Source organism: Kurthia gibsonii (genome assembly GCF_006539985.1).
Taxonomy (GTDB): Bacteria; Bacillota; Bacilli; order Bacillales_A; family Planococcaceae; genus Kurthia; species Kurthia gibsonii.
In genome coordinates this window covers 1-11,808 of sequence record NZ_BJOB01000057.1, presented here as the reverse complement: position 1 = coordinate 11,808, position 11,808 = coordinate 1, and the positions used below count along the sequence as shown (strand labels likewise).

13 protein-coding genes are annotated in these 11,808 nt (G+C 36.9%); 3 read left to right on the top strand and 10 right to left on the bottom strand.

What is annotated here, in order from left to right:
• Positions 1-116: 116 nt before the first annotated feature.
• The gene (gene argS / locus KGI01_RS12330) at positions 117-1,784 is read right to left on the bottom strand and encodes an arginine--tRNA ligase (RefSeq protein ID WP_141274928.1); all 1,668 of its coding nucleotides are present in this window, start codon (positions 1,782-1,784) and stop codon (positions 117-119) included.
• Complete coding sequence (locus KGI01_RS12325; protein ID WP_141274927.1) at positions 1,781-2,224, bottom strand: YwiB family protein; 444 nt, start codon at positions 2,222-2,224, stop codon at positions 1,781-1,783. The genes argS and KGI01_RS12325 overlap by 4 nt, the downstream gene beginning before the upstream one ends.
• A gap of 190 nt (positions 2,225-2,414) precedes the next feature.
• On the opposite strand from KGI01_RS12325, the gene KGI01_RS12320 reads away from it, so the two are divergent.
• On the top strand, positions 2,415-3,530 hold the full coding sequence (locus KGI01_RS12320) for a diguanylate cyclase (protein WP_141274926.1): 1,116 nt from the start codon (positions 2,415-2,417) through the stop codon (positions 3,528-3,530).
• 42 nt (positions 3,531-3,572) lie between these two features.
• Here KGI01_RS12320 and KGI01_RS12315 read toward each other — a convergent pair whose 3' ends face one another.
• Both KGI01_RS12315 and KGI01_RS12310 read right to left on the bottom strand, forming a co-directional pair.
• On the bottom strand, positions 3,573-3,761 hold the full coding sequence (locus KGI01_RS12315) for a hypothetical protein (protein WP_068456022.1): 189 nt from the start codon (positions 3,759-3,761) through the stop codon (positions 3,573-3,575).
• A 268-nt stretch (positions 3,762-4,029) separates the two neighbouring features.
• On the bottom strand, positions 4,030-4,551 hold the full coding sequence (locus KGI01_RS12310) for a YwhD family protein (RefSeq protein WP_141274925.1): 522 nt from the start codon (positions 4,549-4,551) through the stop codon (positions 4,030-4,032).
• A gap of 67 nt (positions 4,552-4,618) precedes the next feature.
• Between KGI01_RS12310 and KGI01_RS12305 the strand changes: the two genes are divergently transcribed.
• Entirely contained in the window at positions 4,619-4,804 is a 186-nt protein-coding gene (locus KGI01_RS12305; RefSeq protein ID WP_068456025.1) for a 2-hydroxymuconate tautomerase, read from the top strand.
• 51 nt (positions 4,805-4,855) lie between these two features.
• On the opposite strand, the gene abc-f is transcribed toward KGI01_RS12305, so the two are convergent.
• The 5 genes from abc-f to KGI01_RS12280 all read right to left on the bottom strand — a co-directional run bounded on the left by abc-f (position 4,856) and on the right by KGI01_RS12280 (position 9,839).
• Positions 4,856-6,451 carry a ribosomal protection-like ABC-F family protein gene (abc-f, locus tag KGI01_RS12300; protein ID WP_141274924.1) on the bottom strand — a complete coding sequence of 532 codons (1,596 nt, stop codon included), beginning with the start codon at positions 6,449-6,451 and terminating at the stop codon, positions 4,856-4,858.
• A 272-nt stretch (positions 6,452-6,723) separates the two neighbouring features.
• Positions 6,724-7,218 carry a YwgA family protein gene (locus KGI01_RS12295; RefSeq protein ID WP_141274923.1) on the bottom strand — a complete coding sequence of 165 codons (495 nt, stop codon included), beginning with the start codon at positions 7,216-7,218 and terminating at the stop codon, positions 6,724-6,726.
• 14 nt (positions 7,219-7,232) lie between these two features.
• Complete coding sequence (locus KGI01_RS12290) at positions 7,233-8,522, bottom strand: HD domain-containing protein (protein WP_068456036.1); 1,290 nt, start codon at positions 8,520-8,522, stop codon at positions 7,233-7,235.
• A gap of 133 nt (positions 8,523-8,655) precedes the next feature.
• Positions 8,656-8,931, bottom strand: coding sequence for a YuzB family protein (locus KGI01_RS12285; RefSeq protein ID WP_068456039.1), 276 nt, complete (start codon positions 8,929-8,931; stop codon positions 8,656-8,658).
• Between the two features lie 68 nt (positions 8,932-8,999).
• The gene (locus KGI01_RS12280) at positions 9,000-9,839 is read right to left on the bottom strand and encodes an octanoyl-[GcvH]:protein N-octanoyltransferase (protein ID WP_141274922.1); all 840 of its coding nucleotides are present in this window, start codon (positions 9,837-9,839) and stop codon (positions 9,000-9,002) included.
• A gap of 203 nt (positions 9,840-10,042) precedes the next feature.
• Here KGI01_RS12280 and hemQ point away from each other — a divergent pair, with 203 nt between their 5' ends.
• Entirely contained in the window at positions 10,043-10,813 is a 771-nt protein-coding gene (gene hemQ / locus KGI01_RS12275) for a hydrogen peroxide-dependent heme synthase (protein WP_068456045.1), read from the top strand.
• A gap of 41 nt (positions 10,814-10,854) precedes the next feature.
• Here hemQ and KGI01_RS12270 read toward each other — a convergent pair whose 3' ends face one another.
• Positions 10,855-11,622 (bottom strand): HAD hydrolase family protein, encoded by a 768-nt coding sequence (locus tag KGI01_RS12270; RefSeq protein ID WP_141274921.1) that lies wholly within the window; start codon positions 11,620-11,622, stop codon positions 10,855-10,857.
• Positions 11,623-11,808 lie beyond the last annotated feature (186 nt).

Sequence of the window (11,808 nt, the reverse complement as noted above, 5' to 3'; positions counted from 1 at the left end):
GCGCGCGGTTTTGTCTCTTTCAATGGCACCGATTCCCTTTCGCGCGCGGTTTTTTCCCTTTCAAATACAAAAAAAGAACCGCATCATCGCGGTTCTTTTTTGCTTCATATAAAAGATTACATTTTTTCTGGTGCTGCTACGCCTACTAATTTTAATGCGTTTTTCATTGTTTGTGCAACAGCTGTAATTAACGCAAGACGTGCTGCTGAGCGTTCTGGTTGGTCAGCATCTAATACTTTTTCAGCATTGTAGAAGCTGTGGAATGTGGCTGCTAACTCTTGAATATAGTTTGTAATACGGTGTGGCGCGCGTGCTTTTGCTGCATCCGCTACTACTTGTGGGAAATCACCCACTTTTTTCAGTACTTCGATATCTTTTTCAGTTGATAAAGTATCTAAACCATCTGTAGAAGGTTTAAGGCCTTTTTCTTCAGCTTGACGTAAGATTGAGCAGATACGTGCGTGTGCGTATTGTGCATAGTACACAGGGTTTTCATTCGATTGTTTAATGGCTAAATCTAAATCGAAGTCTAAGTGTGTATCGCCAGCACGCATCGCAAAGTTGTAACGTACCGCATCTAAACCTACTTCTTCTACTAACTCACGTAATGTCACAGCGTTACCTGTACGTTTTGACATTTTTACTTTTTCACCATTACGTAGTAGATTTACCATTTGGATGACTTCTACTTCTAATTTATCGCGGTCATATCCAAGTGCCTCAATCGCAGCTTTCATACGTGGAATGTAACCGTGGTGGTCAGCGCCCCAAATATTGATTAACTGATCGAAACCACGTTGTAATTTATCTTCATGGTATGCGATATCTGGTGTTAAATATGTGTAAGATCCGTCTGATTTTACAAGAACGCGGTCTTTATCATCACCGAATGTTGTTGAACGGAACCAAATTGCACCGTCTTCTTCAAATACGTGACCATTTTCTTTTAATTTATCGATTGCTACTTCTACTTTGCCATCTTGATAAAGTGACGTTTCCGAGAACCATACGTCGAATTCAACGCGGAAATCTTTTAAGTCTTTTTGTATTTTACCAAACTCATGCTTTAAACCATGTGTACGGAAGAATTCATAACGTTCTTCTGGTGATTTTTCTAAAATCTCTGGGCCGAACTCTTTTGATAATTCTTCTGCAATGATAATGATGTCTTTACCATGATAACCATCTGCAGGCACCTCTGCTTCAAGACCTAGTGCTTGGCGGTAACGTGCTTCAAGAGATGACGCTAATTTTGTAATTTGATTACCTGCATCGTTGATGTAGTATTCACGTGATACATCATAACCTGCAAAATCAAATACGTTACATAATGAGTCACCAACTGATGCGCCGCGTGCGTGACCTAAGTGTAAATCGCCTGTTGGGTTTGCTGATACGAACTCTACTTGTACTTTTTGCGCATTACCAGCATTTGAGCGACCATATGCATCACCTTGCTCTAAAACAGTTGGTACTACTTTTGTTAAGTAATCTTTTGCTAATGTGATATTGATGAAACCAGGACCTGCGATTTCAGCTTTTTCAATGTTTGCTGATGCTTGATCTAAGTTTTCTACGATAGCTTCAGCGATTATACGTGGTGCTTTACGTGCAATTTTTGTTAATTGCATCGCAATGTTTGTTGCATAGTCACCATTTTCTTTATTTTTAGGGGTTTCTAAGTGAATATTTAATGCCTCTGGTTCTTCTACTAATTCTGCTTTTTTAATAGCGTTTAAAAAAGCCTTTTTGACCGCTTGTTGTGCTTGTTCTACTGCGTTCATTCTGTTCCCTCCGTATACTTAAGTTCTAATACATACTCACCGACAGATTCATCGCCTGCCAATAGCTCATAATGTACAAAAAATCGTCCACTATTTGAGCCATCTTCCGCTTCGTCGAATGCCATTTTCTTGGTTAAAGTCATGATAGGCATTATTCCAAATGCTGCTTCATAGTGACCTCGTTGAAATGCGTGTAACGTAAATGGTAAACGCATCTTTATATCGCCATTGCGCATAATAATGGCATCGTTTTCGCCAAAGCGTAATGTCGTTTTCATCTTCTTGTCTTCAAGAATTTCTTCGTATTGTAAATACACCTGGTCACGCTTTCGCATGATTGTACCGGTTGACCACAGTTCAATCTTTTCGGGTTTTTGACCTTTATGCGTGATCGTTGTAATCAGTTTCAGCTTGACTGGTGCAGTTGGTGGTTGTGCCATACATCCACACCTCCGCTTTTTATTCTATAACCTTTTTATTATAGGTTATTTTCTCACTAGATTTCAAGGTATGAATCATTGATTTCATTATGAATATACGAATTTCCAAATATTTATCAAATCGATTTTATTTTTTAGTTCGAAGTAATGCTATAATGGATACTAATTATTATATAATAGGGGTACGACAATGACTTTAGATATAATTATCAATCTTTCCGTAATGTTTACCTTCATCATTTTCTCGTATTTTGTCTTGGAATATTATCACGAGAAACGACCAGACTTTTCAGATTTACGCCCTTTCATTATCGGCGTTGTCGCAACAGGAATTTCATTAGTATTAATGCAAACAGCCATTAATTTTGAAAAAAATATTTTTGTTGATACACGTAATATTAGTATTTTAATTTCTGGATTATTGGGTGGACCTGCTGCTATTCTGCTATCTTCTATACTCGTTGGCTTCTTTCGTATGTTCTTTTTTGAAGTAAATCCAACAAGCTTTATGGCTGGTGGAACAACGATTGTACTTGGTTTTATTTTCTTCTTTTTATCATTTAAAAAACCAATTAATTATAAAAATAGCCATTTTTATTTAGCGATTCAAACGATTGTCACAGCGATTTTATTGTTTTTCTTAGAAGGTTATAAAAATCCATTATTCGTTTCAATTATTTTTGTAATTATGAATGTAACAGGCTTTTATTTAATTTACTTTGTTTTAAAATTATTCAAACGCCAATTTGAACGAATTCGTGTCATTGAAAAATTATCTGAAACAGATTACACAACAAATTTACCGAATAATCGTAAGTTTGATAATATGCTTGAACGTGCAATTAAAACTCAACAACCTTTTTCACTATTACTCATTGATATCGATCAATTTAAAATGCTAAACTTACGCTACGGTCATGAAGCAGGGGATGAATTATTACGTGAACTAGCAGAACGACTTAAAAGTTTTTCAAAAACACATCTTGCCTTTCCTGCACGTATTAGTGGAGAAGAATTTTCACTTCTGTGTTACGATGCTGCTCCTGCTGTTGGTGTTCATTACGCTACAGAACTTATGCTTATGATTCGAGATGAGCCTTTTATGATATCAAATGGTGAAAGTGTTCAACTGTCCGTATCTATTGGTGTAGCTTCTTACCCCGATAATGGCGAAACAGTGAAAGAATTAACAAATGCAGTAGATGAGGCGATGAATGCAGCAAGTGTACTCGGCCGCTCGCATGTTGTGCACTTGAACCAAGTTTGTCATAAAAAACAAAGTGCTCTAAAGAAACAAAACCTTTAACGAAACAACCCGTATGACGTTTAACTCATCATACGGGTTGTTTTACTTTTGTTCTTTTTTAGGAAATAGCATCGTTAGCAATACATATACAACCGTTAGCCCAATGATTAATAAAATGCCTTGCCATAGTTCAAGTTCTCCTTGCGTTTTAAATAAAACAACGAGAACCACAATAAAAAAGATGGCTCCTGTAATCGGATTCGGAATTTTCCCTTTTTTAGGTGCTGCCATAAAATCCTCCTCAATAAAAGAAAAGGGCTTCGTTCATACGGAGTCCGTTAGTTCCATAATCACGAAAGCCCTATTCATTTGAAATCGCTTAAGTATGATGAAGCAAATGGCTTGGGTTTTGGGTTCATCTGCCTCATCCTGCTCACTGCAATCTCATTCAATGTCTTAGCTTGCAAAAACAAGCCTTACATCAAGTGTACTTCCTTTCGAATGGATATACAACCATGTTATTTTGCCATATGTGATTATTCACATATTGTTCATTTAATTAGTTTTCAAATGGTAATGCTTCATGTAATGCAGGCTCTGAACGACTCCACATACCTTCATCAAATCCTTTTAAATAATCATGTAAAACACGTTTTGATTCTTCGTCCATATGATCGACAATAATATGACGTTTCATCGACTTATCCATTTTATTTACGTGGTCGGCTAAAATTTTATAACCGCGACGTTTTTCTTTGTTTACAACCATTTCACAAGCTGTTACACCTGCATAGTAGCCACCTTCTGGTTTTTGGTCAATTGTTACCCATACAAGCCAGTATGGTTTGCCACCCTCTGAATCTTCACGATTCGTTGTAAATTTCACACCACGCTCAACTGCGCTTCGTGCGTGCATACCACCAATATCCACTTCTGCTGTCTTTTCTTGTACATCAATAAATAGTGGTGATACATTCTCTAATGAAAGCGAACCAATGCCAAATCCTTTATGGCCGTCCGTTGGATTATTTTTAATAATCGTAAATTCCATTTTTTTCGTTTCTTTTTTTTCATTTTCCATTCGCTATCTGCCTCCGTTCTGTTATCATTACGAATATACACTATATTATACCGAAGGAGAATGATTTATGCCTATCGTAACAATTAAAATGATTGAAGGTCGCACAGACGAGCAAAAGCGTAACCTAGTAGAACAAGTAACAACAGCTGTTTCAGAAACAGTGAATGCACCAAAAGAGAACGTATCAATCATCATCGAAGAAATGAAGAAAGAACATTATGCAACAGGCGGCGTACGCGCATCTGATAAATAGTGTGAATAATCGGAAAGAGACTTTAGTATTCTTACTAGAGCCTCTTTTTATTTACCTCAATTGTTGCAATCGTTTTGTTATTTCATTAAATTCTTCATCTAGCACCTCATATTGTGCATCTTTTGGTGTTAGAAAGCTTAACTTACCAAGCACTTCTTGTAGTCGTGTCTCCAGCTGCATACGTTCTTTTTCTACAGGTGTTTCTACGACAACTGTTGGTGTCACCATCCGTTGATTTTCGATGATTAACTTGCGTGTTGTTATTTTTTCAACAAAATACGAATCATGCGAAACAACGATTAACGTTCCATCGTACTCCTCTAGTACTTTTTCCAGTTGTTCACGCGATTCTAAATCAAGATGGTTCGTCGGTTCATCCAAGATGAGTACATTGTTTTCATCTAAAACGAGTTGCATTAATTTGCATTTCACTCGTTCGCCCATGCTCATCAATGCAATTGGTTCATTCCATTGTTCATTTGTAAATCCAAGATGAATCATTAATGTTTGAACTAAACCACGTTGTTCAAATGTCGTTTGCTCAAATAGTTCACTTGGTGTACTTTCCTCAGGAAGATCGAATACTTGTTGTGTGAGATAGCCTATCTTGGCAGCAGGTGAAAGCCAGATTTCACCTTCATAATGCTCTTTTCCAAGTAACATTTGTAAAAATGTTGTTTTTCCAGCACCATTTTTACCACTCAACGCAATACGTTCTCCGTAATTAATCGTTAAGTTCACACCTTCTAAAATAACCTTCTCACCAAATACTTTTGAAACATGTTTTAATTCGATTAAATGTTTACCTGTTGAATGTGTACTTTGAAATTCGAAATGAACTTGATGTTCTTTTTTAGGTTGGTCTAATTGATGTTTACGTAATTCTTTTTCTAATCTTTTTTGTTTGGACTTTACTTGCGCATCCATTCTTTTCGCTTTTACTCGGTAAAATTCTTTAGCGAATTCGTGTTTCGTCGAATCAGCATGTGCCTGTTCACTCCATGATGTAATCTTCGACATCTGTTGTTCGATGCGTACGATTTCTTGTTGCTGTTTTTCATATTCTCTTTGTTGATGTAGTCGATGCGCTTCATATTGTGTACGATAAGCCTCGTAATTCCCCTTATAAGCTGTTACTTTTTTGTCTTCAATATGCCAAATTTCTGTAGCTACTTCATTTAAAAAAGTACGGTTATGTGATACAAAAATAACTGTTCCTCGATATTTTTTTAATTGTTTCTTTAAAAATTGGAGTGCTTCTTGATCTAAATGATTTGTCGGTTCATCTAGTAGTAATAATTGTGGTTTTTCAGCAAAAGCTTCTGCTAAACGGATTTTTAATTTTTCACCACCACTTAATAATGCGTAGGGACGTTCTGGGACTTGCCATATAGCTGTTAGCCCTCTTGGAATCTCTCGATTGAAATCTTCCTTTTCTTGCTCTACCAAAAAAGTAGACGCTTTTCGAAACCACTCAATGTGTCCAGTTGTTGGCTGAATTTGGTTGGCTAATAACTTTAACAATGTAGACTTTCCTGCTCCATTAATTCCTGTAATTCCTATACGAGCGCCTACTTTTACAGATACATTCATATCCGTCAAAATTTCTTCATATGAAAGATTGTGACATTTACATAATTCAGTCATGCTAAATTCCTCCTACTACAGAGGGACCTTTTATATTCTTCTATTAAAAAATCCCTCCAAAAATTTTTGGAAGGATTAGTCTAAAAAACATACCGAAAAAACGGGTTATTTTTATAAAATAAATGGAATGTGGACAGACTAATCCTATTTTTTATACAAAGTTTCTTTCACTTCGCGTGTAAAAAATAAGATTACTTCATCGGCCATCCTCATTCCTTTCGTTCAAGAATCTATCTAAAATATAGCATATTCAATTTATTAAAATCAATTATTTATGATTGCAGTTGTTGAATAAACTGGAAGGCAGCCTCAAATTCTTCTGTTGTAAAATGCAACTTGGCTTTGACCACATTCACCTTTTCAATTTGTTCTTCTGGTTGTAAATCATCAAAATAAAGTAGTGTCGCAACCAACTCTAAAAAGCGAGAACTTTTACCATTCATTTGCTGAACGATTTCGCTTAGGCGTGTATTCTGTGGTTCTACAATCGTTGCAAACTCACGACCTTTTTCTGTCGGTGCATAACAATACTGCACATAAGATCCCTTATCTTCTTTTCTCTCCGTCATAAAACCTAAGTTACATAATTCCTCCATACGCACCGTTAATTCTTCTGAATACGGTCCATAAATATGGAAGTTATACTTTTCTTGAAATGCGAAATCCATCTTCTTCGCAATAAAAATCATCTTTTGTAACTTCTTTCTCCCCGTAACTTCCCCAGCAAGCGACACAAACTGTACGATTTTCGCGTGATCTTGTAGCAATAGGAGTCTCCTTTCTAAGCGTGCATGATTTCAATAATTTGTTCATGTAATGGATGTTCTTCATGTAATAAATCTTTTGGATAATATAATTTATGATCTGTTCGACGTTTACCTGAGATTGCATCGACAATATCCGACGAACGGGATAATTCACTTAATTCTTTGTTTGGCATTTGAAGATAAATCGGTAGTCGTTCGCCTTCTTCACCCGGACGATAGAAGTCGTAAGGTAAGTCTGAAGATGAGTCCATCACTAAATAATAGTTTGGATCAATTCCTGCTTGGTCAAATAGCTTTTCCAAACGAATGAGCTTTTCCCAATCTTTTGATGGATCGACTTCTACGAATTTAAATAATTTTCGATTTAAAAAACGTTGACTTAAATCGCTTAAAATTGCATCTTCTTCACTCATCCAAAACTGGAAGTAAGCTAAAATAATGCTTTCATCCATCGCAATATAGGCATCTAATTGGACATCATTTTCAAAAAAGCTATGGAAGTGTGCGATGTCATGCTTAAAGGTATAGCCTGCGTGATATAACTCTTTTGCACGTTCCAATGTCTTTCTCAAAATGACTTCTGCACTGCGTGATACTGGATGGAAGTACACTTGCCAATACATCTGATAACGACTCATAATATAGTCTTCAATCGCATGCATACCTGTTGATTTGATCACAATTTGATCGGGTTGAGGTCGCATGACACGTAAAATACGTTCCATATCAAAATGACCATAACTTACACCTGTAAAGTACGCATCGCGCTGTAAGTAATCCATTCGATCAGCGTCAATTTGACTTGAGATAAGACTTACCACTTGTTTATTGTGATAGGTTTTTTCAATCACTTCAGATACTTTCTTTGGAAAATCTTTTGAGACGCGACGAAGCACTTCGTTAACTTCTGTATTCCCTAAAATGATGACACGTGTAAAATATTCATGATCTAAATCGAAAACATGTTCAAAAGCATGCGAAAAAGGACCATGACCTAAATCGTGTAATAAACCTGCACAAAGGGCTACAAGACGTTCTCGTTTATTCCACTCAGGACGATTAGCAAAGACATCATCTACCATGCGACGAACGATTTCGTAAACACCGAGCGAATGGCTAAAACGGCTATGTTCTGCCCCGTGGAATACTAAATACGTCGTACCGAGTTGTCGAATGCGGCGCAAACGCTGGAATTCTTTCGTTGCGATTAAATCCCAAATCACTTGGTCTTGCACATGTATGTAACGATGAACGGGGTCTTTAAATACTTTTTCTTCTGCTAACTTTTGTGTTGCGTATGCCATTTTACACCTCCAACATTTCTTTCCTTTATTGTATCGAATTTGAAAACGAACACCAACTATTTCGAGAGAAAAGGAGAAATCACATGAAGCGCGATTTCTCCTTTTTCTATCCTTCGTGCATTAAACACGCAATTTATGATTCTTTCATGTCTTCTGGTTCTACAAAACCTTCTGGTAATCTTTTTTGTGATTTTAACTTTTTGATTACCTTTGGAATTAACTCATCTTCCGTATGCGCAGCGCATGGACGATTATTAACAAAGGTAAAAGTTTTTCGTAAACCAGGACCACAATAAGAATGGCATTTGATATCGATTTCTGCATCAGGATCGATTGCTTTCAACTTCGGAATTAATGTCTTTAGATTCACTGCTTGACATTCGTCACAAACTCGAAATTCGTTTGCCATAGTGCCGACAGTCCCTTCTTATTTCAAAATTTCACTATCGCTAAGTGTAGCGACTTTTCGCAAAAGAATCAACCGCCATTTCTTGCCAACATCTTCTGATTGCGCTCAAATACGCGCTGTAAATAAAATTGATAATGTTCTAATTCTTCGGTCTGTAAGCCACCCATTAACAGTTGTTCCGACTTTTCATAAAGTAGTTGCTGTAGATTTTGAACAGTTTGTGAAACGGTTAATTCTTCCTCTAATAATTCAGATAAGGAAGCCATCACTTCTGGTTTCACTTCTGGATATTGGAATTTTGTTGGTTCATGTTGTAAAGCGACTTCGTAAAATGAACGAATAAGTTTTGCGCGCTCTGAGCCACTTCCTTCAATTGATAAATAAATTTGCACCGCAATTCCTTGACGTAAACGACGTTGTGAAATACCTGCAAACTTTTTACCGTCAATGCTCAAATCGTATGTACCCGGACAATATGAACCGACAATTTCATATGCTTCGATGCGTTCGGCTGCTTGTGGGAATAACGCCCGAATAAGCGACACCATCACTTCGTAAGCTGTATTAATATCGATTTTTTCGTTTTCTTCTGATAGCACAATCGAAATATTAAGAACACCTGGATCAAGTACAACTGCCAGTCCACCAGAATTTCGCACAATCGGTTTATATCCTTTTTCCTCTAACAAGTCCATTCCAGCTTGTACAAACGGGAGTCGATGATCTTGAATACCGAGAACAACGGAAGCATCATGTACCCATGTACGAATCGTCGGAGCACTCATTCCTTGCCCAACTAGGTGACAGAGCGTATCATCCGCCGCAAATGATTCAAGTGGTGATTGTGTTAAGCCACTTGTTGATTGATCCCATAAACGCCAAACAGGTTGCGTTAAATAATCTTTCATATACGTAACTCCTACATCTTTTTTCTTACAGTTTAACATAGATTGAAAAACGACGAAAAAAGGAGTGAACAAGAGCACTTCGCAAAAATCTATTTTTTCATTTTTCTGCATGTCGAATTCGTGAACGCAAGTAAAGTAGGACGAATATTCAGTTTAAAAATGGTATAATACGTTTGAATAAGCCTTAGAAGGAGTGTTTTAACATGATTGAAGCAGCACAAACGCTTGATGGTTGGTACGTATTACACGAATTCCGTTCAATGGACTGGGCTTCTTGGAAATTAGTTTCTGAGAAAGAGCGCACAGAAGCAGTTGAAGAATTCATCGCGTATTTAGAAAAATTAAATGAAGCAGATGTCGCAAAAACAGGCGCACATGCTTTCTACTCGATTGTTGGTCAAAAAGCCGACTTCATGATTATGACATTACGTGAAACAATGGAAGAACTAAATGAAATCGAAACAGATTTCAATAAATTAGCGATTGCTGATTTTACAGTTCCTACATATTCATATGTATCTGTTGTAGAATTATCAAATTACCTAGCTGGTAAAAAGAATGCAGATAGCGATGCTCCTGCTGAAGATCCATACCAAAATCCACATGTACGTGCTCGTCTATACCCTGAGCTACCTCGTATGGATCATGTTTGTTTCTATCCAATGGATAAACGTCGTCAAAAAGGCGCAAACTGGTACATGCTTGAAATGAATGAACGTCAAGAAATGATGCGTTCTCATGGTTTAATCGGACGTAGCTATGCTGGAAAAGTAAAACAAATCATCTCAGGTTCAATCGGTTTCGATGATCATGAATGGGGCGTTACACTATTTGCGGATGACGTACTACAATTCAAAAAATTAATTTACGAAATGCGTTTTGATGAAGTATCAGCACGTTACGCTGACTTCGGCTCATTCTTCGTTGGTAATATTTTAGATGCAGATAAATTACGCAAAATGTTAGCAGTTTAGTTCATAACATAAAAAAATCGCGCCACAGCGCGATTTTTTGTTTACGTTAATTTAAATCGTTCACTCAATCGCTTGCACGATTCGACGATTTTCATTTCAATTCGATCGTCTACAATTAATTGCTCATCCGCAAAAGCTACAAGAGCAGGATTATTTCCGATTAAAATTGTATATTGCGCAAAATCAAAGACGTTCACATCTTCTTCATCTTTCCCAAAAGCAATGTAATTTCGCTTTTGAATTCCTAATGTGCGGAGTGCATTCCATTTGCTCAATCCAAGGGGTGTAATTTCAATCATTTCCCCATCATCAATCAAATGTACTGCCACATTTAATTTGCGCAGTTTTTCAATTATCTCTTTTCGATTTGATGCACTGAGAATCGTAATTTTCCATACGGTTGATAAATCTTCCAAATGATGATTTTCCGCTAATTTATAAGGGTCTACATCGTTCACAACGCGATGATATGCGCCACCTGTATATGCATAGTCCCAATCACTCTCAACCAGATAAGTCGCATCAAATAATTGAATTAACTCTTTTAATTTGGAGAACATGGATGTTGAGAATGCAACAATTTGCTCAATGTTTCCACGATAGCAAATGATAGCTCCATTGCCGCCAACCATTTTACTATTGTGAAATTGTTTGTCGAGTAAGGTCAGCATATGGCGAATCGATTTAGATGAAACAAAAATCGGCTCATGCCCTCTTTCACATAAAAAAGCTAGCATATCCGTTAAATAATCACTCACTTTTTCATCATGAAAAGAAATGGTTCCCTCCAAATCAAAAACAAATCGCACAAAATCACTTCTTTCTTCACTCTCAACGAGTTTCTTTTGTTCATTATACCCTTAAATTTCCACGCCTAACACTCTATCTAAGGTCATTTTCAAGTAAAATAGTGGATTTATTTTAGAGTTTAGAATTTCCTTTCAAACAGCGGGATTCCCTTTCGTGCGTGGATTTATCCCTTTCGACGGCGGGGA